This is a genomic window from Streptomyces sp. NBC_00887, assembly GCF_045207585.1.
In genome coordinates, this window is record NZ_CP108788.1 from 8140523 (window position 1) to 8162730 (window position 22208).

23 protein-coding genes and 1 pseudogene are annotated in these 22208 nt (G+C 70.4%); 9 read left to right on the forward strand and 15 right to left on the reverse strand.

The window, feature by feature from the left end; translation table 11 throughout:
* Window positions 1-96: 96 nt before the first annotated feature.
* From OG844_RS37065 to OG844_RS37075, 3 genes are all read right to left on the reverse strand, one after another.
* Window positions 97-819, reverse strand: a complete 723-nt coding sequence (locus OG844_RS37065; protein WP_406389249.1) for a hypothetical protein — start codon at window positions 817-819, stop codon at window positions 97-99.
* Complete coding sequence (locus OG844_RS37070; protein WP_406389248.1) at window positions 819-1391, reverse strand: SigE family RNA polymerase sigma factor; 573 nt, start codon at window positions 1389-1391, stop codon at window positions 819-821. Before OG844_RS37070 ends, OG844_RS37065 begins: the two co-directional genes overlap by 1 nt.
* Window positions 1392-1572: 181 nt before the next feature.
* Window positions 1573-2202: an XRE family transcriptional regulator gene (locus tag OG844_RS37075; RefSeq protein WP_406389247.1), complete on the reverse strand. Its 630-nt coding sequence runs from the start codon at window positions 2200-2202 to the stop codon at window positions 1573-1575.
* 429 nt (window positions 2203-2631) lie between these two features.
* Between OG844_RS37075 and OG844_RS37080 the strand changes: the two genes are divergently transcribed.
* Window positions 2632-4104: an NCS2 family permease gene (locus OG844_RS37080; protein WP_406389246.1), complete on the forward strand. Its 1473-nt coding sequence runs from the start codon at window positions 2632-2634 to the stop codon at window positions 4102-4104.
* A 42-nt stretch (window positions 4105-4146) separates the two neighbouring features.
* On the opposite strand, the gene OG844_RS37085 is transcribed toward OG844_RS37080, so the two are convergent.
* The 3 genes from OG844_RS37085 to OG844_RS37095 form a co-directional block, all read right to left on the reverse strand.
* On the reverse strand, window positions 4147-5598 hold the full coding sequence (locus tag OG844_RS37085; protein WP_406389245.1) for a peptidoglycan D,D-transpeptidase FtsI family protein: 1452 nt from the start codon (window positions 5596-5598) through the stop codon (window positions 4147-4149).
* 92 nt (window positions 5599-5690) lie between these two features.
* Window positions 5691-6164: a GNAT family N-acetyltransferase gene (locus OG844_RS37090; RefSeq protein ID WP_406389243.1), complete on the reverse strand. Its 474-nt coding sequence runs from the start codon at window positions 6162-6164 to the stop codon at window positions 5691-5693.
* A gap of 4 nt (window positions 6165-6168) precedes the next feature.
* A complete protein-coding gene (locus tag OG844_RS37095) occupies window positions 6169-6939 on the reverse strand; it encodes an IclR family transcriptional regulator (protein ID WP_406389242.1) in 771 nt (256 codons plus the stop codon).
* A 165-nt stretch (window positions 6940-7104) separates the two neighbouring features.
* Here OG844_RS37095 and OG844_RS37100 point away from each other — a divergent pair, with 165 nt between their 5' ends.
* The 3 genes from OG844_RS37100 (at window position 7105) to OG844_RS37110 (ending at window position 10843) form a co-directional block, all read left to right on the forward strand.
* Window positions 7105-8625: an aldehyde dehydrogenase (NADP(+)) gene (locus OG844_RS37100; RefSeq protein WP_406389241.1), complete on the forward strand. Its 1521-nt coding sequence runs from the start codon at window positions 7105-7107 to the stop codon at window positions 8623-8625.
* Complete coding sequence (locus OG844_RS37105; protein WP_406389239.1) at window positions 8622-9227, forward strand: DUF1349 domain-containing protein; 606 nt, start codon at window positions 8622-8624, stop codon at window positions 9225-9227. The genes OG844_RS37100 and OG844_RS37105 overlap by 4 nt, the downstream gene beginning before the upstream one ends.
* A gap of 641 nt (window positions 9228-9868) precedes the next feature.
* A complete protein-coding gene (locus OG844_RS37110; protein ID WP_406389238.1) occupies window positions 9869-10843 on the forward strand; it encodes a polysaccharide lyase family 1 protein in 975 nt (324 codons plus the stop codon).
* 52 nt (window positions 10844-10895) lie between these two features.
* Here the strand turns inward: OG844_RS37110 and OG844_RS37115 are convergent, their stop codons facing one another.
* Window positions 10896-11102, reverse strand: a complete 207-nt coding sequence (locus OG844_RS37115; RefSeq protein ID WP_406389237.1) for a DUF397 domain-containing protein — start codon at window positions 11100-11102, stop codon at window positions 10896-10898.
* A pseudogene (locus OG844_RS37120) lies at window positions 11099-11958 on the reverse strand (Scr1 family TA system antitoxin-like transcriptional regulator). The gene OG844_RS37115 and the pseudogene OG844_RS37120 overlap by 4 nt, the downstream one beginning before the upstream one ends.
* A 158-nt stretch (window positions 11959-12116) precedes the next feature.
* On the opposite strand from OG844_RS37120, the gene OG844_RS37125 reads away from it, so the two are divergent.
* Window positions 12117-12518 carry an ATP-binding protein gene (locus tag OG844_RS37125; protein WP_406389236.1) on the forward strand — a complete coding sequence of 134 codons (402 nt, stop codon included), beginning with the start codon at window positions 12117-12119 and terminating at the stop codon, window positions 12516-12518.
* On the opposite strand, the gene OG844_RS37130 is transcribed toward OG844_RS37125, so the two are convergent.
* Window positions 12511-12921, reverse strand: coding sequence for an SgcJ/EcaC family oxidoreductase (locus OG844_RS37130; protein WP_406389235.1), 411 nt, complete (start codon window positions 12919-12921; stop codon window positions 12511-12513). The two genes, OG844_RS37125 and OG844_RS37130, sit on opposite strands and share 8 nt — an antisense overlap.
* Before the next feature lie 95 nt (window positions 12922-13016).
* On the opposite strand from OG844_RS37130, the gene cpt reads away from it, so the two are divergent.
* Window positions 13017-13550: a chloramphenicol phosphotransferase CPT gene (gene cpt / locus OG844_RS37135; RefSeq protein WP_406389234.1), complete on the forward strand. Its 534-nt coding sequence runs from the start codon at window positions 13017-13019 to the stop codon at window positions 13548-13550.
* A gap of 30 nt (window positions 13551-13580) precedes the next feature.
* On the opposite strand, the gene OG844_RS37140 is transcribed toward cpt, so the two are convergent.
* A complete protein-coding gene (locus OG844_RS37140; RefSeq protein WP_406389233.1) occupies window positions 13581-13859 on the reverse strand; it encodes a DUF664 domain-containing protein in 279 nt (92 codons plus the stop codon).
* 353 nt (window positions 13860-14212) lie between these two features.
* Between OG844_RS37140 and OG844_RS37145 the strand changes: the two genes are divergently transcribed.
* Window positions 14213-14944 carry a DsbA family oxidoreductase gene (locus OG844_RS37145; RefSeq protein ID WP_406389231.1) on the forward strand — a complete coding sequence of 244 codons (732 nt, stop codon included), beginning with the start codon at window positions 14213-14215 and terminating at the stop codon, window positions 14942-14944.
* A 69-nt stretch (window positions 14945-15013) separates the two neighbouring features.
* Window positions 15014-16075: an aminotransferase class V-fold PLP-dependent enzyme gene (locus OG844_RS37150; protein ID WP_406389230.1), complete on the forward strand. Its 1062-nt coding sequence runs from the start codon at window positions 15014-15016 to the stop codon at window positions 16073-16075.
* Window positions 16076-16094: 19 nt separating this feature from the next.
* Here OG844_RS37150 and OG844_RS37155 read toward each other — a convergent pair whose 3' ends face one another.
* Window positions 16095-16601, reverse strand: coding sequence for a MarR family winged helix-turn-helix transcriptional regulator (locus tag OG844_RS37155; protein ID WP_406389229.1), 507 nt, complete (start codon window positions 16599-16601; stop codon window positions 16095-16097).
* Window positions 16602-16769: 168 nt separating this feature from the next.
* Between OG844_RS37155 and OG844_RS37160 the strand changes: the two genes are divergently transcribed.
* Window positions 16770-17840: an alkene reductase gene (locus tag OG844_RS37160; RefSeq protein WP_406389227.1), complete on the forward strand. Its 1071-nt coding sequence runs from the start codon at window positions 16770-16772 to the stop codon at window positions 17838-17840.
* A 102-nt stretch (window positions 17841-17942) separates the two neighbouring features.
* On the opposite strand, the gene OG844_RS37165 is transcribed toward OG844_RS37160, so the two are convergent.
* Genes OG844_RS37165 through OG844_RS37180 form a run of 4 tightly spaced genes read right to left on the reverse strand, consistent with a single transcriptional unit; the run spans window position 17943 to window position 22113 of the window.
* Window positions 17943-18977, reverse strand: a complete 1035-nt coding sequence (locus OG844_RS37165) for a LacI family DNA-binding transcriptional regulator (RefSeq protein WP_406389226.1) — start codon at window positions 18975-18977, stop codon at window positions 17943-17945.
* A gap of 42 nt (window positions 18978-19019) precedes the next feature.
* A complete protein-coding gene (locus OG844_RS37170) occupies window positions 19020-19877 on the reverse strand; it encodes a carbohydrate ABC transporter permease (protein ID WP_406389225.1) in 858 nt (285 codons plus the stop codon).
* Window positions 19874-20800 carry a carbohydrate ABC transporter permease gene (locus OG844_RS37175; RefSeq protein WP_406389224.1) on the reverse strand — a complete coding sequence of 309 codons (927 nt, stop codon included), beginning with the start codon at window positions 20798-20800 and terminating at the stop codon, window positions 19874-19876. Before OG844_RS37175 ends, OG844_RS37170 begins: the two co-directional genes overlap by 4 nt.
* On the reverse strand, window positions 20797-22113 hold the full coding sequence (locus OG844_RS37180; RefSeq protein ID WP_406389222.1) for an ABC transporter substrate-binding protein: 1317 nt from the start codon (window positions 22111-22113) through the stop codon (window positions 20797-20799). Before OG844_RS37180 ends, OG844_RS37175 begins: the two co-directional genes overlap by 4 nt.
* Between the last annotated feature and the right edge of the window lie 95 nt (window positions 22114-22208).

Sequence of the window (22208 nt, forward strand, 5' to 3'; positions counted from 1 at the left end):
TCCTTGGTCGCCACCGACGCGCGGAAGGGTTGCCGTGTACGGATCATTTTCCGGCGCTCGTTCCTCGCACCACCTGCCCCGGCCGGCCCGGGTGCCTCAGCGGCCCAGGCCGAAGCCGCCGCCCACCGAGGCCTGTCCGCCCGCCCCACGGGCCCGCGCCGTGTAGTCGTCCCGTCCCGCGCTCCGGACGCCTTCGGTGTGGTTGTACTGCGCCGCGAAGGTGTACGTGCCCGCCTGCACGTTCCGTCCCGGCTTCAGCGTCCACCGGTAGACGAGGAACCCGTCCTCCTCCTGCGCGGAGGCCACGAAGTCCTCCTCCGGCAGGGACCGCCAGGATCCGGTGGTGTTCACCCCGCCGTTCAGCGCGACCCGGAGTTCGACGGCGAGCGCGGTCAGCGGCTGCGTGGTCCTGAGCGTCACATTGCTCTGCGCCCAGTACCTGTTGCTGTGGGCGTCGACCGAACCGTCCGACCACAGCGGCCCGTTCTCGGCGGGCAGCGCACCGCCCCGCGCGGTGGGCCGCGACTCCGGCGCGGGTGACACGGGTTCACCGGCCACCTGCTGCCCCGGCCGTCCCATGCCCTGCTCGCCCTGCCCCGCCGAGGTCACGGCGATCGCGCCGGCCACCAGGACCCCGCACACCGCCGCCGTCGCGCCCACGACCCGGAGCCACGGCTTCGGGGCGTGCGGGGCGCGCAGGGGGAGACGGACCGGCGGCTCCTCGGCCATGCTCCGCTCGATCCGGGCCAGCATCCGCTCCCGGTCGGGGCGGTGCGAGGCGGCGGCGTGGCGCAGCCGCTCACGCAGGTCGTCGTCCATCAGTGCCTTCCTCCGGTGCGCTGCCCCGCGGTGGCCACCTGCTTCTGCGCCGCCGGGGCTTCGGGGCCCAGCAGTCGTTGCAGCTCCGCCACACCGCGCGAGGTCTGGCTCTTCACCGTACCGACCGTTATCCCCAGCACCAGCGAGGTGTCCCGTTCGGACAGATCGAAGGCGTGCCGCAGCACCACGCACGCGCGCTTACGGAACGGCAGCCTCCGCAGAGCCCCCTGCACGTCCACCACCGCCGACACATCGGGGTCGTCCACGGCGTATCCGTCACCGGACCCGCGCGGCGCCCAGAACAGTGCGATCCTGCGGCGCTCCCGCACGGCGCTGCGGATGCGCGTACGGGCCAGGTTGGCGACGACCCCGCGCGCGTACGCGACGGGGTGGTCGGCGCCCCTGACCCGGTCCCACCGGTGCCAGAGCGCCATGAGCGCATCGGCCGCCAGATCGTCCGCCGCGTCGGCCTCACCGGTCAGCAGATGGGCGAGCCGGGCGAGTTCGGCATAGTGCGCCTCGAAGAACGCATGGAACTCGGCGGCGGCAGCATCGTCGACGACTGTGCCCACGGGTACGTCTCCCTGCATCCGATTCCGTGCGCTCAGGCTGTTGGCTGCGTACGCTCCCGGTCCGGCCCGCGGAGCGCGGGCAAGGTGCGTGAGCGTACCAGCGCACCGCGGAAGCGCTTCGACACGGTGCACAACCCAGTAAGACGTAACACAGCGAAAACGTGAACCCTGTGGACCAAGGTCAACTACCCGCACCCGAGGGCGGGAGTTTCGACCAGAAGTGGTCCAGGATCTCCTCCAGGTAGCGCTGACCCGCCTCGCCCGAGGCGGACGAACCGCCGGCCCTGCTCAGGGTCGCGGTCATCAGTGCCTGGTACTCCTGGTGCATCTCGCGCAACGGGTCCGACAGCTCGCGGCGGTCCACGGACAGCAGGCGGGCGATCGGGCGGGTGTGGGCCTGCCAGCGAGTGCCGACCGCGTCGTGCAGCATCTGCGTCAGTTCCCCGTCCAGTCCGGTCACTGTGATGAAGTCCCGGGGGTTGAGCGCGAGGACCCTCGCGAGTGCCGCGGACTGGCGGCTGGTGCCGGTCCACTCCCCGGTCGACTCCATGAGCTGGTAGGCGTGAACATCCAGTCCGGTGGCGCGGGCTATGTCGTCGACGGCGAGTCCGCGCGCGAGTCGGTGCTCCCGCAAGTTTCGTGGCGCCCCGATGAGTTGACTCTGCGAACACCACAATGCCCCGGCCAGCGCCGCGAGTTCGGATGCCGAGGGTAAGGAGGTGCCGCGCTCCCAGGCGGTGATGTGATCCGCGGTGACGTGGGTCATCCCGTATGAGGCGCGCATGCCGTAGGCCACATGCCCGGGCGCCATGCCCAAACTCTCGCGCATGGCCCGAGAGGCACGCGCGTTGAAGGGGGGCGCCGGGTCGGCTGAGGAGTGATGCTGCACGGGCACAGGGTAGGGGGCGATCGTCATGCTGCCCATTGGTCTGTATCGCCAGTTGTCGGATTTGGTGGAAACCTGCTGGCTCGATTTGTGGAAAATGACAAGAAGCAGTGCACGAATGGCGCGTCTCGAACACCCGAGGATCCTGTAACTCCCCTTTTCCGTAAGGGAATCAGGCACTCCTGTGGCGCGCGTATGATCCGCACACGCGTCCCGTCGTCGCGTGTGCGTTCGTCCGTGACGTCCGCTGTGCGGCTATCGGCGTATCCCACCAGGGCGTTGACCCCTCCATGCCGTGCCGTGCGCTTGGGGGTGTGCACTCCTCGCGCCCATCCGTAGACAACAGGAGAAACCATGCAGACCAGCGCGACCGGCAAGGCGGATTCCGCCAGAACGCCTGCCGCAGGGCCAGGGCCAGGATCAGGATCAGGATCGGCCGTGGATCGCTACTTCCGCATCACGGAGCGCGGTTCGACGTACGGAAGGGAGATACGCGGCGGGTTCGCCACGTTCTTCACGATGGCGTACATTCTCGTGCTCAATCCGATCATCCTGGGCAGCGCCAAGGACAAGTTCGGCGACCAGCTCGATCCGGTCCAACTCGTCACGGCCACGGCTCTGGTGGCCGCCGTGATGACAGTGATCATGGGTGTGGGCGGCAATCTGCCGCTGGCTCTGGCTGCCGGGCTCGGACTCAACGCAGTCGTCGCCTTCCAGATCGCGCCTCTCATGAGCTGGGACGACGCGATGGGTCTCATCGTGCTCGAGGGCCTGCTGATCTGCGTTCTCGTCCTGACGGGTCTGCGAGAGGCGGTGATGCACGCCATTCCGCAGCCGCTCAAGCAAGCCATCAGCGTCGGCATCGGCCTGTTCATCGCCTTCATCGGCTTCGTCGACGCCGGATTCGTCACACGCATCCCGGATGTCGCCCAGACCACCGTGCCGGTCCAGCTCGGCACCGGCACGCTGAGCGGCTGGCCCATGCTGGTCTTCTGCGCCGGGCTGCTCCTGACGATCGTGCTGCTCGCCCGCAAGGTCAAGGGTGCGATCCTCATCAGCATCCTCCTGATGACCGTGGTCGCCATTGCGGTCAACGAGTTCGCCGAGGTCAAGTCCTGGGGCCTGACCGTGCCCCAGATGCCGGACGAGATCGTCGCCTCGCCGGACTTCGGGCTCCTCGGCAACTTCGACCTGTTCGGCTCCTTCGGTCAGGTGAGCGTGCTGACCGTGGTGCTCCTGGTCTTCACCCTGATCCTGTCGGACTTCTTCGACACGATGGGCACCGTCGTCGGCGTCACGGCCGAGGCCGGACTGCTCGACGAGCGCGGCCAGGTCCCGGGCCTCGGCCGGGTCCTGCTCATCGACGGCGCGGCTGCCGTCGCGGGTGGCGCGGCGTCCGCTTCCTCCGCCACGACCTACATCGAGTCGGCCGCGGGCGTCGGCGAGGGCGCACGCACCGGGTTCGCCAACATGGTCACCGGCGGCCTGTTCGCGCTCGCCCTGTTCCTCACCCCGGTCCTGACCATCGTGCCGATGCAGGCCGCGGCGCCTGCGCTGATCGCGGTCGGCTTCCTGATGATGACCCAGGTCAAGCACATCGACTGGGACCGCTTCGAGCTGGCCATCCCGGCCTTCCTGACCATCGCCGTGATGCCGTTCACGTACTCCATCACCAATGGCATCGGCGCCGGCTTCGTCGCGTACGTCGTCATCAAGGCGTTCCTCGGCAAGGCGCGCGAGGTGCACTGGCTGCTGTGGGGCACCTCGGCGCTGTTCGCGGTGTACTTCGCCATCGACCCGATCGAGCAGCTGCTCGGGGTGAAGTAGCGGGCACGGTGGGTTCCGGCCGCTGCCGGAACCCACCGTGCGTCAGCCCTTGAGCGCCGCCTTCGTCATCTTCTGCGCGATCGGCGCCGCCAGACCGTTGCCGCTGACCTCCGAGCGGGCCGCCCCCGAGTCCTCGACGACCACCGCGACCGCGACCTGCTTGCCGGTGGAGTCGTCCTTCGCGTACGAGGTGAACCAGGCGTACGGGGTGTTGCTGTTGTCCACGCCGTTCTGCGCCGTGCCCGTCTTGCCGCCCACCTCCGCGCCGTCGATCCGGGCGTTGGTGCCCGTGCCCTCCTCCACGACGGTGACCATCGCACTGCGCAGCTGCTCGGCCGTGGACTCCGACACGACCCGCTCGGTGTCGCCGTCCTCGAACTCCTGCAGCGCGGAGCCGCCGGCGTCGGTCACCTCGGAGACCATGTGCGGCGCGGCCAGCTCACCGCCGTTCGCGAGGGCCGCCGAGACCATGGCCATCTGCATCGGGGTCGCCGTCACCTCGAACTGGCCGATACCGGTCAGCGCGGTCTGCGCCTCGTCCATGCCCGTCGGGTACACGCTCTCGGCGGCCCGCACCGGCACGTCCAGCTTCCCGGTGTCGAACCCGAACGCGTCCGCCATCGCCTTCAGCTCGTCCTGCCCGAGGTCGGCGGCCGCCTTCGCGAAGACGTTGTTGCAGGAGTACTGGAGCGCGGTGCGCAGCGTGGCGTTCTCGCAGGGGGCGGAGGGGTTCTCGTTCGACAGGACCGTCGTCGTGCCCGGCAGGGTGTACGGGTCGGGGCTGTCCGTCGGCTCGTCGACCGAGTCGTACAGACCGTTGTCCAGGGCCGCCGAGGCCACCACCAGCTTGAAGGTCGAGCCGGGCGGGAGCGGCTGCCGCAGCGCCCGGTTGACCAGGGGCTTGCTCCTGTCGTCGAGCAGCTTCTGCCATGCGTCCCCGTCGGTCGTCCCGCTGATGGCGGACGGGTCGTACGACGGCGAGGACACCATGCCGAGGATCCGGCCGGTCTCCGGATCCATCGCGACGGCTGCGCCCCGGTCGTCCCCGAGCGCCTCGAAGGCCGCCTTCTGGACGTCCGGGTCGATGGTCGTCAGAACCTGCCCCGGGGCTGACTGCTCGCCCGTGAGCACCGCGGCGGGATCCTTCAGCCGGTTGTCGGTGCCGTCGAGCACATCGCTGTAGATGCCTTCGAGCTGCGTGGCGCCGTAGGCCTGTGAGCTGTAGCCCGTGACCGACGCGTACAGCTCGCCCCGGGTGTAGGTCCGCTTGTGGCGGAGATCGCCGCCCGTGGTCTCCTTCGAACCGGTGACCGGGGAACCGGCCACGATGATGTCACCGAGCGGCTGCGCGTACCGCGCGATCGTGTTCCGCCGGTTGTGTTCGTCGTCCGCGAGCGCCCGGGCCTCGTACGCCTGCACCCAGGTCGCCCGCACCAGCAGGGCGAGGACCATGAGCAGACAGAAGACCGAAGCGCGCCTGATTGTCTTGTTCATCCCGCTGGAGGACGAGCGGGGGAGCCCGGGACGTTCCCGTTCGTGTCCCTTCTCACCGTTTTCTCAGCTGCCGTGCCATCGGCCCAGGTGTGTCAGGCGTCCAGGCGCAGGAGCACCTCGTCGGTCTCCTCGCCCCTCGCCTCCGCATAGCCCCGGTCCGTGCCGGTCAGGGTGAACCCGCACTTCTGCAGCACCCGCACCGAACCGGTGTTGTCGGCCGCGGCACGCGCGTGCAGCGGACGCTCGGGCACGGCGTCGAGCATGGCCCGCAGCGCGGCGGTCGCCAGCCCCCGGCCCCACTGCGCCCTGTCCAGCCAGTAGGTCACCTCACGCTCGGCAGGCGGCCCGTACACCCCCACGCTGCCGACCACCACGTCATCCGCGAGCACCGTGCGTATGATCACCGTGTCCGAGGCGCGGATGCGCTGCCAGTGGGCGTCGAACATGGCACGGTCGGAGGGGTCGGCGCTGGTGAAGGCCGCCATCCGGGTCGCTTCCGGGTCGCTCATGAACGCGAAGAACAGGGGCAGGTCGCCGTCCCGCACCTCGCGCAGTTCGATGCGCACGGTGTCAGAGCCTCCGGGTCGCCAGGGTCAGCCGGTCGCGGGCGTCGAACAGGGCGTCCTTGACCATCTGTTCGTGCGCGGGCGTGAGCCGGGCGACCGGCACCGAGCAGCTGATCGCGTCGCGCGCCGGGGTGCGGTACGGGATCGCGACCCCGAAGCAGCGCAGTCCCAGCGTGTTCTCCTCGCGGTCCACCGAGTACCCCTGCTCGCGGATGAGGTGCAGTTCCTCGATCAGCTTCTCGCGGTCGGTGAGGGTGTGCTCCGTCAGCGCGGGCAGCGTCTCGGGCAGCATCTTGCGGACCTGCTCGTCGCTGTGGGTGGCCAGCAGCGCCTTGCCGAGCGAGGTGGAGTGGGCGGGCAGCCGGCGGCCGACGCGGGTGAACGGGCGCAGATAGTGCTGGGACTGCCGGGTGGCGAGGTACACCACGTTCGTCCCGTCCAGACGGGCCAGGTGGATGGTCTCCGTGGTGTCGTCGGAGAGCCGGTCCAGGGTGGGACGGGCGGCCGCGACCACCTCGTCACCGTCGATGTACGAGGTGCCGACGAGCAGGGCACGCACCCCGATCCCGTACCGCGTGCCCGTCGCGTCGGTCTCGACCCAGCCCAGCTCCACCAGCGTGCGGAGCAGCATGTAGAGGCTGGACTTGGGGTACCCGACGGCCTCCTGCACGGCGGCCAGTGAGTGCATACCGGGGCGCCCCGCGAAGTATTCGAGGAGCTCCACCGTCCGTACCGCTGACTTGACCTGTGTCCCACCGGACTCGGCAACCGACATCGCCCTATGCCCCTTCCAGCCATCTTGTACAACCTGCGCAACGCTGCGACTTCTTGCCAACACGGAACGCCCGGAAATAGAGTCCCCTGCATATTCACGATCAGGAACTCTGTTCAGAATACCGAACAACTCCTGATGTGTGGCAGTGGACCGGAAGGAAACACGGTGGCAGCAGCACCAGTCTGGAGTGTCGACCCCCGAACCGGGAACCCGCGTGAGCAGGTTGCGGTGGAGGCTACAGCGGAGGAGGTCGACCGCGCGGTCAGGGCCGCGCATGCCGTGCGCGACACGCTGGCCGACCGCACGGTGCGCGCCGCGTTCCTGCGTACCGCGGCCGATCTGCTCGCCGGTGCGGGGGAGCACGTCATCGAGGCCGCCGACGCGGAGACCGCGCTCGGCCCGGCCCGGCTCACCGGCGAACTCGCCCGCACGGCAGCCCAGTTGCGGGCCTTCGCGGAGGTCGTCGAGGAGGGTTCCTTCCTCGACATCCACATCGACCACGAGGACGGCAGCAGGACCCCGCCCTGGCCGGACCTGCGCCGCTACAAGATCCCGCTCGGCGTCGTCGCCGTCTACGCGGCCAGCAACTTCCCGCTCGCCTTCTCCGTCCCCGGCGGCGACACCGCGAGCGCGCTCGCCGCGGGCTGCCCGGTCGTCGTCAAGGCGCACCCCGACCACCCGGCCACCTCCGAACTCTGCGCCTCGCTCCTGCGCAGGGCCGCCGCGCAGAACGGCCTGCCCGAAGACGTGGTGACCGTGGTGCACGGCTTCGACGCGGGCGTCGAGCTGGTCAAGCACCCCCTCGTCACCGCCGCCGGGTTCACGGGCTCGATCCGTGGCGGCAGGGCACTCTTCGACGCCGCGGCGGCCCGGCCCACCCCGATCCCCTTCCACGGCGAGCTCGGCTCCCTCAACCCCGTCGTCATCACCGCGGCCGCCGCCGCGGAGCGCGGCGAGCAGCTCGGTGCCGGGCTCGGCGGCTCCATGACCATGGGCGCGGGACAGTTCTGCACCAAGCCCGGCTTCGTCTTCGCCCCGTCCGGCGAGGCCGGTGACCGACTGCTGAAGTCCCTCACCGAGACGGTCAGCGACACCGGTGCGGGCGTCATGCTCGACCACCGCATGCGGGACGCCTTCGTCGCGGGAGTGGCCGAGAGGGCGGCACTCGCGGACGTGGAGGCCCCCGTCACCCCCGGCGCGGGCAGCGAGCACACCGTCTCTGCGGGCTTCCTGACCGTCCCCGCACAGCGGCTGGCCGCCGAAGGGCCGCACGACGCGCTGCTGGAGGAGTGCTTCGGCCCGGTCACCGTCGTCGCACGCTACGACTCCGAGGACGAGATCACCGCCGTCCTCTCCCGCCTCCCCGGCAACCTCACGGCCACCCTCCAGATCGCCACCGAGGAGGCCGACGGAAGCGCCGCCGGTCTGCTCGCGGCGCTCACCCCGCTGGCCGGACGCGTCCTGGTCAACGGCTGGCCGACCGGGGTCGCCGTCGCCCCGGCCCAGCACCACGGCGGCCCGTACCCGGCCACCACCTCCACCTCGACCTCGGTCGGCGCGACGGCGATCGAGCGCTGGCTGCGCCCGGTCAGCTACCAGTCGACGCCCGAGGCGCTGCTCCCTCCGGAGCTGCGCGAGGACAACCCGCAGGGCCTGCCCCGCCGGGTCGACGGGCGCCGCGCATGACCGTGCACCTCCCCGAAGTGCCCTTTCCGCTGGAGCCGTTCGGCCCGGAGGGGTCCTGGGGGTACGAGGACGGCGTGCTGACCGGCCGGGCGGGCGCCCAGCAGGACCGCTTCGTCCCGCCGGGCGGCGACGCCCTGGAACCCGCCTCCGACGCCCCGCGCCTGCTGGGTGCCGTGCCGGAGGGAGACTTCCGGCTGGCCGCCCGGGTGAAGGTCGGCTTCGCGGGGGCGTTCGACGCGGGCGTGCTCTATCTGCACGCCGGCGAACGGGAGTGGGCGAAGCTCTGCTTCGAGCTGTCCCCGGAGCGCCCCACCATCTGCACGGTCGTCACCCGAGGCCACTCCGACGACGCCAACTCCTTCGTCGTGGACGGTGACACCGTCTGGCTGCGGCTCAGCCGCACCGGCAAGGCGTTCGCCTTCCACGCCTCCGAGGACGGCGAGAAGTGGACCTTCGTGCGCGTCTTCGCCCTCGGGGCGGAGCGTGCCCCGGTACTGGCCGGCTTCCTCGCCCAGGCGCCCACGGGCGAGGGCTGCGAGGTGGCCTTCGACCGGATCGCGTACCGGCCCGGCGGCCTCGGCGACCTGCGCGACGGCAGCTGACGACCGGCGGCGCCCACCCCCCGGCCCCGGCCGGGGGGTGGGCCCCGTTGTCCACAGCGTGAGCCAGAGGTAGCCCACGAGGCCGACGGGCGTCAGGACGCACAGCAGCCCCGTCACCAGGAACACGACGGACGGGACCCCCATCGCCCTTGCCTGCTGGGCACGCATGCGGCGAAGCACGTGAAGCCCAGCGCACCCATGGCCGATCCCCCTGTTGTTCCCGCCCGCGCGCCTGCCCGTCCGCCTGTGTCGTGGAGGAACCGTACGCAGAACCGCTCCGGGCAGGTGCGGTCGGGCCACTACGGTGCGATGAACGCCGGAGTCAGGTGGGCGGGGGCCGACAGGGCGCGGTGCGCCGCGGGCTGCTCCAGCAGCGCCTCACGGGAGGCGGGGGCGCGTCCGGGTCACGCTCGCCGGCGTCGACCGCCGGGTTGCCCAACTGGACGGCATGCACCAGTGCGTCGCCGGTGACGACGACGTCCCGGCCGCCCGGCTGCCGCAGACGGCGGCAGCCGACGGTGTCACATATCCAAGTCCAGTTCCACGTACGTGAATTAATCGTCCCGACCCGGCAACCTGAGCGCCACCTGCGGCGACCCATGAGTGCACCCCGTACTCAGTCGTACCGAGAAAGGGCCCCCATGCGCACCCCTCTCCGCAGCCGCCGAAGCCGTATCACGGCACTGGCCGCCGCCTCCGCCGTCGCGGCGCTCACCGTCGCGGTGCTCCCCCACTCCGCAGGTGCCGCCGAGTCCAGCCCCGTGGGCTTCGGCGCGGGTACCACCGGCGGTGGCAGCGCCGCCGCGGTGACCGTCAGCAGCCTCGCCGCGTTCAAGTCGGCCGTCACCGGCGACACCGCCAAGACGGTCAAGGTGAGCGGGCTCATCTCACTCAGCGGCCAGGTCGACATCGGCTCCAACACCACCGTGCTCGGCGTCGGTTCGTCCTCCGGATTCACCGGCGGTGGCCTGCGCCTCAAGAGCGAGTCGAACATCGTCATCCGCAACCTGAACATCAGCAAGCCGCTCGCCCCCTCCGACGGCATCACCGTCCAGAACTCCACCAAGGTCTGGATCGACCACAACTCCTTCTTCGCGGACCGCGACCACGACAAGGACTACTACGACGGCCTGCTGGACATCACGCACGCGTCCGACAACGTCACCGTGTCCTGGAACACCTTCAAGAACCACTTCAAGGGCAGCCTCGTCGGCCACAGCGACAGCAACGAGAGCGAGGACAAGGGCCATCTGCGCGTGACGTACCACCACAACCACTTCCAGAACATCTTCTCCCGCATCCCGAGCCTCCGCTTCGGCACGGGCCACTTCTACGACAACTACGTCGAAGGCGCGGACACCGCCGTGCACTCCCGCATGGGCGCGCAGATGCTGGTCGAGAACAACGTCTTCCGCAACACGAAGATCGCCATCACGACCAGCCGCAGCAGCGACGAGGACGGCTATGTCGTCCAGCGGGGCAACGACCTCGGCGGCGCGGCCACGGAGATCTCGCAGACGGGCTCGTTCACCACGCCGCCGTACTCGTACACGGCCGAGCCCGCCTCGTCCGTCGCGGCCTCGGTGACCGGTGGCGCGGGCGCCGGCAAGATCTGACCCGCGACGGATGAGCGAGGGGTGCGCGGCCCGGACGCGGGCGGCGCACCCCTCAGCGGTCGGCCGCGAATCGCAGGAAACGGGCCCAGTGGGCGGGGGAGACGGTCAGGTGGGGGCGGGTGACGTCCTTCGAGTCACGTACGAGGACGACGGGTCCGCCGGAGGCGACCTCGACGCACGCTCCCCCTTCGTTGGAGCTGTAGGTGCTCTTGGTCCACGTGAGGGATGCCGTCATGTCCACAGCGCCGTTGTCACTCATGCCGCTCCCAGCAACTCCATGATGACAGCGAGGGATTCGGGCGGGTTGAGTGCCTGTGCCCTGATGCTGCCGTAGCGTGCGGCCAGGATACGGACTTCGTCCGGATCGGTGACCAGACGGCTGATGTTCTGAATCTCCAGGTACGCGACCTGGGCTCGCCCCTTGGGCGTCAGAAGAATGAACGGCCCACCCATACCGGCATGCTGCTCCCGGTCGGTCGGCATGACCTGAAGCTCCAGGCTTCTCAGCCGGCCCAGTTCGAGCAGCTTCTCCAGTTGCGCCGTGTGCACTGCGGAACCGCCGATCGGCCGACGCAGCACGGCCTCCTCGATGATGCATGTCAGGATCGCCGCAGGCCATCGCGTCAGGAGCTCCTGACGAACCATGCGCGACGCGACCCGTAGTTCGATGGTCGCATCGTCCAGCAGCGGCTTGCGCATCGCGAACAGGGCACGCGCGTGGTCCTCGGTCTGCAGAAGGCCGGGCACGACATGGCTGCCGTACTCGTGGACCTCCACCGCATCCGCCTCCAGCCGCGCATAGTCCCTGAACCACGCCGGATGCTTCACCCGCGCCCGGGCCTTCGCCCGGGCGACGTCCTCCGTTGCGGCCCGCAGCAGCCCGCCCGCATCCAGCGCGTCGTCCGCGCAGCGTCCAGGAACTCCGGCTGCGGCGTCCTGCGTCCGCCCTCCAGCGAGCGGACCAGGTCCTCGCTGTAGCCGAGCCGCTCACCGAGTTCCCGCTGGGTGAGCCCCGCCCGTTCACGGAGCAGCCTGACCTGGCGGCCGATCACCCGGAACAGGTCCGTCGCACCCTCCGAGTCGTCGTTCTCCCCGATCGCGTCCGTCAGCCCCATCGCCGGCCCCGTTCGTCCCGCGTGCCGCACGGCGGACGACCGGTACCGATCACCACCCGCACCGGTACACGCACGCTGCGTACCGTAGTCACTCCTGGTCAGCGTACGGTCACCCGGCCACGCTGAGTGGCGTGAAGAGCGAATCCGTACACACAGGCATGCGCCGACCGGTAACACCCGCACCACAGTTCACGCAGCTGCTGAGCGCCACCCGGCGGGGTGCGCGCCTCGCCCGGCTGCTCGCCGTGGAGCAGCTCGCCGCCTGGGGGTGGCCGCGCGGCGGCGAACCCATCGACGCGGCCGCGCTCGTCGTCGCCGAACTGGCGGCCAACGCCGTGCGGCACGGGCGGCTGGAGGGGCGGGGTTTCCGGCTCGGGCTCGTACTCCTGCCGGGTGCGCGGTTGCGCATCGAGGTCACGGACCCGCGTGGTGAACGGGCCCTGGCCCCGTCCGGCGGGGGGTGCGGGCTGGTCATCGTCGACGCGCTCGCTGTGGACTGGGGCGTGAGGCCGTTCCCGCCCTCGGGGAAGACGGTCTGGGCGGAGATCGGAATCAGGTGACGACCACGGTGTTCTGGCAGGCGGTCAGCAGCCAACGGCCGTCGTCCTGCTTGGAGATGACGTAGAGCGGTGCGCCCTCGCTCTCCTCGCCCAAGGCCAGGTAGCGCTGACGGACCTTGACCGCCGCGACGTCGGGGCGGATGAACAGGACGTGGGCGACCTCGTAGGTGACCCTGCCGTCCCAGTTCGAGGCGGGGAGCACCTCGCGGGTGAATTCCGAGATGGCGTCGCGGCCGACGAGGACCTTGCCGTGGGCGGTCGTCCAGATCGCGTCCGGGTGGAAGAGGCCGAGGAACTCCTCGGGGTCCTTGGCCTGCTGGGAGTGCTCGACGGTGGCGACGAGCCGGCTGATCGCTTCGAGGTCAGCCGCGCGGGACGTGGATTGCGTAGTCATGGGAGACATCGTCGGACCTCAAGTCTGATTGAGGTCAAGGGGAGATCGTCACAGGGGCGGGAAAATCGCTTCGGGCGCCGAGGGGTTGCCTCTACCGTGCCCGGATGGCCACTCAGGTGATTGTGTTGAACGGCGGGTCCAGCTCGGGCAAGTCCGGGATCGTCCGGTGTCTGCAGGCGGTACTGCGGGATCCGTGGCTCGCCGCGGCGGTCGACTCGCTGATCGAGGCGATGCCCGCGTCCATGCAGACATCCGACGCGGGAATCGAGTTCGCCGCGGACGGCGGGGTGACTGTCGGCGCGCAGTTCCGGGAGCTGGAGGCGGCGTGGATGGAGGGGGTGGCCGCGATGGCCCGTGCGGGCGCCCGGATCATCGTCGACGACGTCTTCCTCGGCGGAGCGGCGTCCCAGGAGCGGTGGCGGAAGGCCCTGGGCGGACTGGACGTGCTGTGGGTCGGCGTCAGGTGCGAGGGTGAGGTCGCCGCGGCCCGCGAGGTCGCCCGCGGGGACCGTGCCCAGGGGATGGCCGCCCTGCAGGCGGAGACGGTCCACCGGGGCGTGGTCTACGACCTCGAGGTCGACACCACGCACACGGAGTCCCTGGACTGTGCGCGGGTTGTCGCCGCGCGGGCCGGGTGACCGCAACGCCACCGGGATCGCGCGGCGCCGTCACCGGACCCGGCGGGCCGTGCTGCTCGCACCGTCGAGCGACTCACGGATGATGTCCGCGTGCCCCGTGTGCTGGGCCGTCTCCTGGAGGAGGTGCAGCGGGATCCGGCGCACCGGCCAGTGGTGCACGACGCCCGGCTCCCAGGGTGCCTCCGGCAGGTGTACCTCCGTGGCAGGGTCCGCCTTCGAGACGGCCTCGTCGGTGGCGCGCGCGGCCTCCTCGTAGGCGGTGCGCAGACCGGCGGTCGTCGCGCCTTCCGGTGCCAGGTACTGGGTCATGTCCCCATGCCGTCCGGGGGCCGGCCGGGGGTGTCGGTCAGGATGTGCGTCCAGACCCGCTCGCCATGGGTGAGGTGGTTGAGGATGCCTCCGAGCGCCAGCTCGCTCACGGTGGACGCTCCGCGACCTGCGTGTCCGTGATGTCCTGCACGGTGATGAGGAGGAGTCGCCGCGCATCGTGCAGAGCGGTCAGGACGCCCTCGGTCTCAGGTGTCATGCGGACAGGCCAGGAAGCCATCAGGTCAGGTTCCGGCCCCATGGGCACCTGGGAATCAGCCGTCGCCCTTGAACGTTGAACGGGCGGCGGAGGGTGGCTCCGCACCCGTACGGCAGAGCTGGAGAGAAGAAGAGTCATGCGCGTCGAGATCTGGAGCGACATCGCCTGCCCCTGGTGCTACATCGGGAAGGCGCGCTTCGAGAAGGGCCTGGCCGAGTTCGCCCACCGTGACGAGGTCGAGGTGGTGCACCGCTCCTTCGAGCTCGACCCCGGGCGTGCGAAGGGCGACACCGACAAGGTGATCGACATGCTGGCGCAGAAGTACGGGCGCACCCTCGAGGAGGCCCGCGGCATGGAGGCCAATGTCGCGGCGAACGCGCAGTCCGAAGGGCTCGGCTACCGCTCCGAGGGGCGTGACCACGGCAGCACCTTCGACATCCACCGGCTGCTGCACCTGGCCAAGGCGCGCGGTCGCCAGGACGAGCTGCTGAGCCTCGCCTACCGGGCGAACTTCGCCGAGGAGCGCTCGGTCTTCGACGACGCGGTACTTGCCGACCTCGCCGAGGAGGCGGGACTCGACCGGGAGGAGGCCCTGGCGGTGCTGGCCGACCCCGCGGCGTACGCCGACGAGGTGCGGGCCGATGAGCGCGAGGCGGCCGAGTTGGGCGCGAACGCGGTGCCGTTCTTCGTGTTCGACCGGCGCTACGGAATCTCCGGCGGCCAGCCCTCCGAGGTCTTCGTCCAGGCCCTGGAGCGGGCGTGGAAGGACCGTCCGGTCAGCGCGCTCACCACCCTCGGCGACGCCGAGGCCTGCGACGCGGACGGGGCCTGCGAGGTCCCCCAGGGCGCCTCCGACCGCCACGCATAAGCACTTCTTGGGTCCGCCCCTCAACTCTTCGTGATTGACGAGGGGTTGAGGGGAAGACAGGCTGGACACATGGAGACGTCTACGATTCACCAGGTCACAGCCGCCGAGTTCGCACCGGAGACCACCTACCTCAACACGTCCAGCTGCGGTCTGCTGCCCCGCCGGACCGTCGAGGCGGTCAAGGAACTGGCCGACGACAACGCCACGGGCCGCCGGGCCGGTGCGGGCAGCTTCGAGTCGGTGGACGCCGCACGGGCCGGCTTCGCCCGGCTCGCCGGTGTCGGTCCCGACCGGGTAGCCACCGGCGGCTCCGTCGCCGCCCATGTGGGGCTCGTCGCGGCCTCGCTGGCGCCGGGCTCCGAGGTCCTCGCCCCGGAGGGCGAGTTCAGCTCGGTCGTCAGCCCGTTCGCCGTCCGCGGTGATCTGAAGATGCGGTACGTCCCGCTGGAGGAGCTCGCCGAGTCCGTACGGCCGGAGACCGCGCTCGTCGCCTTCTCCGCCGTCCAGTCCGCCGACGGCAGGGTCGCCGACCTGGACGCGGTCCGGGCGGCAGCCACCGCGCACGGCGCGCGGACCCTCCTCGACGCCAGCCAGTCCGCGGGCTGGCTGCCGCTGGACGCCGGGGCCTACGACTACACGGTCACCGGAGGCTTCAAGTTCCTGCTCTGCCCCCGGGGCGCGTCGTTCCTGACCGTGACCGAGGAGGCGCAGGAGACGATTCCCGTGCTGTACGCGGGCTGGGTCTCCGCCGAGGACCGCTGGAACAGCACGTACGGGCCGGTCGAGCAACTGGCCGTCACCGCACGGCGCTTCGACGAACCGGCCGCCTTCCTCGCGTACCACGGCGCCGAGCACTCCCTGGAGCTGCTCGCGGAGGTCGGGGTCGACGCGCTGTACGCCCATGCCACCGGGCTCGCCGCACTCTTCCGGGACGGGCTGGCCGGGATCGGGCACGAGGCGGTACCGGGGGAGTCGGCGATCGTCGCCGTGCCGGGACTCGGCGGCCGCCTGGACGAGCTGACGCGGGCGGGGGTCATGGTCTCGGACCGGGCGGGGAACCTGCGGGCGGCGTTCCACCTGTACAACACCGAGGCCGACGTGGACCGTGCGCTGGACGTGCTCTCGGGCTGAAGCGGCCCGGCCGAACCGGTCACTCCGTGCCGGGGCACCCCTCGGTCTCCCGGCAGAGGTTCGCCTCGACCTTGGCCAGGAGCCTGGCCAGCTCGGTACGCTCCGCCGGGTCCAGCCCCGCCAGTGTGTGCTCCTCCAGGCTGGACCAGGCGTCGCGCACGGAGGTGTGGAGCCCGCAGCTGTCCGCGGTGGCCTCGACCAGGACGGCCCGCCGGTCGTCGGGGTCGGGGCAGCGGCGCACATGCCCGGCCTGGTCGAGCCGCTGGAGCATCTTGGTGACGGTGGACGGGTCGAGGTCCACGGCCTTGATGAGCTCCGACTGGCGGACCGCCCCGCCGTCCCACAGGTGCATCATCAGGAGTTCCTGGCCGGGATAGAGGCCGAGCCCCTTGAGCAGCCTGCCCGCCGCGATGCGGTGCAGCCTGGCGATGCGCGAAACGGCATGGCTGACGGGGCCGCCGCGGGCGGCGCTGGGCAGCGCCTCGGCACAGACGGGATCTGCGGGGGCCGTGCTGTCGGCCTTCATCGGGACTCCTCGGGGCGGTGGTGCTGCCCGGTCGTTTCCGCTGCCGGGTCCGCGACGTCGCCTGGTCCATGACGTCTCCATGAACTTTACCTTGGCCGACCAACTAATGGGTTACAGTGCGGCGGAGATAATTACTTGGCCGACCATGTAAATTTCACGGGAGCTTCCATGACCACCGTGTTCGACCCCATCGACCTCTCCGGAACACAGCTCGCCAACCGCATCGCGCTCGCCCCGATGACCCGCAGCCGGGCCGGTCACGGCGGTACGGCCACCGATCTCGTCGTCGAGTACTACACCCAGCGGGCTTCGGCCGGACTGATCATCACCGAGGGCATCCAGCCGTCGGTGGTGGGACAGGGCTACCCCGCGACCCCCGGACTGCACAGTGCCGAGCAGGTCGCCTCGTGGCGCAGGGTCACCGACTCCGTCCACGAGGCCGGCGGGCGCATCTTCGCCCAGATCATGCACGCGGGCCGGATCGGCCACCCCGTACTGCTGCCGGACGGACTCACCCCGGTCGCCCCCTCCCCGGTCGCGGCGCCCGGCCAGGTCTACACGCAGGTGGGCCCGAAGGACTTCGTCGAGCCGCGCGAGCTGACCGACGCCGAGATCCGGGCGACCGTCGGGGACTTCGCCACGGCCGCCCGCAACGCCGTCGACGCGGGCTTCGACGGGGTCGAGCTGCACGGCGCCAACGGCTACCTGATCCACCAGTTCCTCGCACCGAACACCAACCTGCGCACCGACGAGTGGGGCGGCTCAGAGCAGGCCCGCATCCGGTTCGCCGTCGAGGTGACCAAAGCCGTCGTCGCCGAGATCGGCGGGGAGCGCACCGGGCTGCGCATCTCGCCCGGAAACCCGTACAACGGCATCGAGGAGCCCGCTCCCGACGCCGTCTACACCGCGCTCGTCGCGGAGCTCGAACCGCTCGGGCTCGCCTATCTGCACATCCTGGAGGAGGCCGAGATCCGTGAGCTGACACTCGCGCTGCGCAAGCAGTTCTCCGGAACGGTGGTCCTCAACGTCTTCACCGACGGGCCGACCGGACCGGAGCACCACACGGTGATCGACGACGGGATCGCGGACCTCATCTCCTACGGCGCGCTCTTCCTCGCCAACCCGGACCTGCCGGCCCGCCTGAAGGCCGGCGGGCCGTTCAACACTCCGGACCCGTCGACGTTCTTCGGCGGCGGGGCGAAGGGCTACACCGACTACCCGGCGCTGCAGGACCGGTAACCGGCCTGCTGTCACACCGCGTGCTCCGGCCCCCTGACGGGCTTCGGCCCGCCAGGGGCGACGCGTGTGATCACCGAGAGGTGCGGGGCCCGCCCGACGACATCACGCCGAGTCCCGGCGGACCAGTTCGGTGGGCAGGATCACCGCCGCCGGGTCCTCCCCGCCGATCTGCGCCAGCAGCACCCGTACCATCTCGGAGCTGATCCGGTCCCACGGCTGACGGACCGTCGTCAGAGCGGGACGGGCCGCGAGCGCCGCGGGCGAGTCGTCGAAACCGCCGACCGCGATGTCCTGCGGCACCCGTCGGCCCGCCTGCTCCATGGCGGTCAGCACCCCCTGCGCCATCAGGTCGGACGCCACGAACACCGCGTCGATGTCCGGTGCGCGCTCCAGCAGGAGCGATGCCGCGGCCTGACCGCCCGCACGGCTGTAGTCGCCCGGCACGACCAGCGCCTCGTCGAAGGGCAGCCCGCACTCGGCGAGCGTCTCGCGGTAACCCGCCAGCCGCTCCACGCCGCCGGGGGTGTCCAGCGGGCCGGTGACCGTGGCGATCCGGCGGCGCCCGGACTCGTGCAGGAACCGCACCATGTCCCGTGCGCCGTCCCGGTCGGCCGCCGCCACGTAGCTGACCTTCGATCCCTGCCCGAGCGGCTTCCCGCAGGCGACCAGCGGCACGCCCGCCTCGTGCAGCTGGGCGGCGACCGGGTCGCCCGAGTGGCTGGACACCAGCAGCACCCCGTCGACGTGCCCGGCGATGTACCGCATGTTCCGGCGGCGCTCCGCCTCCGTACCCGCGATCATCAGCAGCAGCGGGATGTCGTGCGCGGCGAGCGCCGTGGTGCAGCCGCGCAGCAGGACGTTGAAGTTCGGGTCCTCGAAGAACCGCTCCTGCGGTTCGGTCAGCAGGAACGCCACGGAGTCGGAACGGCCGGTGATCAGCGACCGGGCGTGCCGGTTCACGGTGTACCCGGTCTTGTGTATGGCGGAGTTGACCGCGTCGAGCGCGGCGGGGCTGACGTTGTGGCCGCCGTTGAGCACGCGGGAGACCGTGCCCCGGGATACTCCGGCCTCCCGTGCGACATCGTGGATCGTCGGCGGCCGGCGCCGTCCCGCGCCGTTCTGTTCTGTGCGGCTCATGGTGCATGATCTTTCATCAAGGGGAGCCCTGTTGAGGAGCTGTCAGGACTTTACGGCGCCGGAGAGCAGGTCGAGGCTCCAGAACCGCTGGATCACGAGGAACAGGGCGATGAGCGGGATGATCGCCAGCAGGGCGCCCGTGATGACCAGCGTGTACAGCGCCGGGGTGCTCGAACCCTGCTGGAGCAGGGTGTAGAGCCCCAGGGTCACCGGGAACTTCTCGTCGTCACCGAGCATGATGTACGGGAGCAGGAAGTTGTTCCAGACAGCCACGAACTGGAACAGGAACACCGTCACCAGTCCCGGCAGCATCATCGGCAGCGCGATGGTCCGGAAGATCCGCCACTCGCCGCCGCCGTCCATGCGCCCGGCCTCGATCACATCGGCCGGCACGGCCGCCGCGGCGTAGATCCGGGCCAGGTAGACGCCGTACGGGGAGAGGATCACCGGCAGCAGCACCGACAGGTAGGAGTCGGTCATGTCCGCCTTGGCCAGCAGCAGGTACTGCGGTACGGCGAGGATCACCGGCGGCATCAGCACCCCGGCCAGCAGGATGTTGAAGACGGTCTCCTTCCCGCGGAAGCGGTACACGGCCAGCGCGTACCCCGAGACCGCGGACACCGCCGTGGACAGCAGGGCGCCCACCCCGGCGTAGAAGGCCGAGTTGGCCATCCACTTCCAGTACACGCCGTCCCGGTACGCCGTCAGGTCGGCGACGTTGTCGGAGAAGCCGGAGCCGGGCAGGAAGGTGAAGGTGGAGAACAGCTCGCTGCCGGACTTGGTCGAGGCGACCAGGACCCAGACGACGGGCAGCAGGCAGTACAGCGCGCCGAAGAGCAGCGCGGCCGTCGGGACGAGCGGAAAACGGCGGGGGCCGGTGGCAAGGGACTGCGTACTCATCGGGAGTCTCCCTGCTTCGTACGGGAGTTGGCCGCCTTGAGGAAGCCGAAGGACAGGGCCAGCGTGGCCAGGGCGATGATGACCGCCTGCGCCGCCGCCGCGTAGATGTCGTTGTTGACGAAGGCGTCCTGGTAGACCTTCATCAGCGGACTCCAGGTGGTGGAGAGCGAGTTGGTCAGCGGCTTCAGCGTGGTGGGCTCGCTGAACACCTGGAGCGTCGCGATGATCGAGAAGAAGAAGGTCAGGATCAGCGAGGGCGCCACCATCGGGATCTTGATCCGCAGCGCGATCTGCAGCTGCGAGCAGCCGTCGAGGCGCGCGGCCTCGAAGATCTCGACGGGGATCGCCCGCAGCGACGTGTAGATCACGATCATGTTGAATCCGGTGCCGCCCCACACCGCGATGTTGGCCAGGGAGAGGTACAGCGGGCCGCCGTCCAGGAGGTCCGGCTGCGGCAGCCCCGCCTTGTCGAGCAGGTAGAGGAAGGGGCTGACGTCGGGCAGGTACAGGAAGCCCCACATCAGCGCGGCGATGACACCAGGGATCGCGTACGGCAGGAAGATCGCCAGCCGGGTGAAGCCGCGCAGCCGGACCCGTTCGGTGTCCAGCAGCAGGGCGAACAGCAGGGCCAGCCCGAGCATCACGGGGACGACGATCGCGCCGTACCCGAGGATGCGCAGCGCTCCGTGCAGCAGCTCCGAGTCGGAGAGCGCGTCGGTGTAGTTGGCCGGTCCCGCCCAGATCTCGTCCCTGGCGCCCTTGCCCAGGCCGAGCCCCTTGACCTCGGTCCTGCGGAAACTCAGGTAGAGCGCGTACCCGATGGGCAGGGCGAAGAAGAGGAGGAAGAGGACGGTCGCGGGTATCAGGAAGGCGTACGGGGCGCTCTTGACCCCGTACGGCCTCCTGCGGGGTGCGCGTGTCACTCGGAGACTCCGAAGCCCTGCTTCTTGAGGTCGGCGACGGTGGCGTCCTGCATCGCGGTCAGCGCGGGACCGAAGTCCGACTTGTTCTTGGCGGCCTGCGCGAAGTTGTCCTTGAAGGCGGTGTACGCGACGTTGACGTTCGGCCCCCACGCGGCGGGCGCGGTGCCCTGGGCGATCCTGGCGGCCTCGGTGTAGAAGTCGGGCTGGTTGGAGAAGTAGTCCGGGGCCTGGGCGAGCGCCCCACCGGTCTGGGCGGCCGTCGCGGCGGGGTAGATGCCGCTCTCCTTGACGAGGGCGGCGAGCGCGGCCGGGTCCGTGTTCAGCCACTTCGCGAACGTGGCCGCGGCCTTCTTGTTCTTGGAGTCATTGGTGACCGCGGTGGAGGAGCCGCCCCAGCTGCCGGTGACGTTCTCGCCGGCCGTCCACTGGGGGAGCGGGGCCATCGCCCACTTGCCCTTCGTCTCCGGCGCCGCCGTGGTCAGGGTGCCCGGCGCCCAGACGGCGCTGACCCAGGCCACCTGCTTGCCGGTGTTGAGCGCCTTGTTCCAGGCCGGGGTGTACATCGGCTGGTTGTCGATGGCGCCCTCCTTGACGAGGCCGCCCCAGAAGTCGGCGACCTTCTGCGTGGCGGGGTCGTCGATCGCGACCTTCCACTTGTCGCCGCCGGTGGTCCACCACTGGGCGCCGGCCTGCTGGGCGAGGCCCGCGAAGAGGCCCGAGTCGTTGGAGGAGAAGGTCGTGAGGTCCTTGTCCGGCGCCTTCTTCTTCAGCGCGCGGGCGGTCTCGGCGAACTCGTCCCAGGTGGTCGGCACGGTCAGGCCGTACTGCTTGAAGAGGTCCTGGCGGTAGTAGAACATCAGCGGGCCCGAGTCCTGCGGCAGGGCGTACAGGGCGTCGGAGCCCAGGGTCGTCTGCTGCCAGACCCCGTCCGCGAAGGCGCTCTTCGCGTCGCCCGCCTCCTTGGATATGTCGGCGAGGACGTCGTTGGAGACCAGGGTGGGGAGGGCCTGGTACTCGGCCTGGACCAGGTCGGGGGCCTTGTGCGCCTTCGCCGCGGTGATGATCTTGGTGACGAGGTCGTCGCCCGACGCCTGCTTCTTCACCGTGACCGTGATGCCGGCTTCCTTGCCCGGTCCCTTGTTCCAGATGTCCGCGACCTTGTCCAGGCCGGGGGCCCAGGCCCAGTAGGTCAGCGAGGCGGGCCCGGAGGCGGCCGGCTCGTCGCCCCCGTCGTCCGAGGAGCCGCAGCCCGAGAGCAGGGCGCCGGCGGCGAGTGCGGCTGCGGTGGTCACCGCGACGGAGCGGTATTTCATGGGTTTCTCCCCTGACGAGACGGGCGGGCGCATCGGCGGACCGGCCGATCGGACGCTGTGAGCGTTCACAGTAGAGAAACGAAACCGACACTTGT

What these genes read in the sequence shown, in the direction of transcription:
- OG844_RS37065 (WP_406389249.1), bottom strand. Translation starts at nt 819, where the DNA reads ATGGACGACGACCTGCGTGAGCGGCTGCGCCACGCCGCCGCCTCGCAC.
- OG844_RS37075 (WP_406389247.1), bottom strand. Translation starts at nt 2,202, where the DNA reads ATGGCGCCCGGGCATGTGGCCTACGGCATGCGCGCCTCATACGGGATG.
- OG844_RS37080 (WP_406389246.1), top strand. Translation starts at nt 2,632, where the DNA reads ATGCAGACCAGCGCGACCGGCAAGGCGGATTCCGCCAGAACGCCTGCC.
- OG844_RS37085 (WP_406389245.1), bottom strand. Translation starts at nt 5,598, where the DNA reads ATGAACAAGACAATCAGGCGCGCTTCGGTCTTCTGTCTGCTCATGGTC.
- OG844_RS37095 (WP_406389242.1), bottom strand. Translation starts at nt 6,939, where the DNA reads ATGTCGGTTGCCGAGTCCGGTGGGACACAGGTCAAGTCAGCGGTACGG.
- OG844_RS37105 (WP_406389239.1), top strand. Translation starts at nt 8,622, where the DNA reads ATGACCGTGCACCTCCCCGAAGTGCCCTTTCCGCTGGAGCCGTTCGGC.
- OG844_RS37110 (WP_406389238.1), top strand. Translation starts at nt 9,869, where the DNA reads ATGCGCACCCCTCTCCGCAGCCGCCGAAGCCGTATCACGGCACTGGCC.
- OG844_RS37115 (WP_406389237.1), bottom strand. Translation starts at nt 11,102, where the DNA reads ATGAGTGACAACGGCGCTGTGGACATGACGGCATCCCTCACGTGGACC.
- OG844_RS37125 (WP_406389236.1), top strand. Translation starts at nt 12,117, where the DNA reads ATGCGCCGACCGGTAACACCCGCACCACAGTTCACGCAGCTGCTGAGC.
- OG844_RS37130 (WP_406389235.1), bottom strand. Translation starts at nt 12,921, where the DNA reads ATGTCTCCCATGACTACGCAATCCACGTCCCGCGCGGCTGACCTCGAA.
- cpt (WP_406389234.1), top strand. Translation starts at nt 13,017, where the DNA reads ATGGCCACTCAGGTGATTGTGTTGAACGGCGGGTCCAGCTCGGGCAAG.
- OG844_RS37140 (WP_406389233.1), bottom strand. Translation starts at nt 13,859, where the DNA reads ATGACCCAGTACCTGGCACCGGAAGGCGCGACGACCGCCGGTCTGCGC.
- OG844_RS37145 (WP_406389231.1), top strand. Translation starts at nt 14,213, where the DNA reads ATGCGCGTCGAGATCTGGAGCGACATCGCCTGCCCCTGGTGCTACATC.
- OG844_RS37150 (WP_406389230.1), top strand. Translation starts at nt 15,014, where the DNA reads ATGGAGACGTCTACGATTCACCAGGTCACAGCCGCCGAGTTCGCACCG.
- OG844_RS37155 (WP_406389229.1), bottom strand. Translation starts at nt 16,601, where the DNA reads ATGAAGGCCGACAGCACGGCCCCCGCAGATCCCGTCTGTGCCGAGGCG.
- OG844_RS37160 (WP_406389227.1), top strand. Translation starts at nt 16,770, where the DNA reads ATGACCACCGTGTTCGACCCCATCGACCTCTCCGGAACACAGCTCGCC.
- OG844_RS37165 (WP_406389226.1), bottom strand. Translation starts at nt 18,977, where the DNA reads ATGAGCCGCACAGAACAGAACGGCGCGGGACGGCGCCGGCCGCCGACG.
- OG844_RS37170 (WP_406389225.1), bottom strand. Translation starts at nt 19,877, where the DNA reads ATGAGTACGCAGTCCCTTGCCACCGGCCCCCGCCGTTTTCCGCTCGTC.
- OG844_RS37180 (WP_406389222.1), bottom strand. Translation starts at nt 22,113, where the DNA reads ATGAAATACCGCTCCGTCGCGGTGACCACCGCAGCCGCACTCGCCGCC.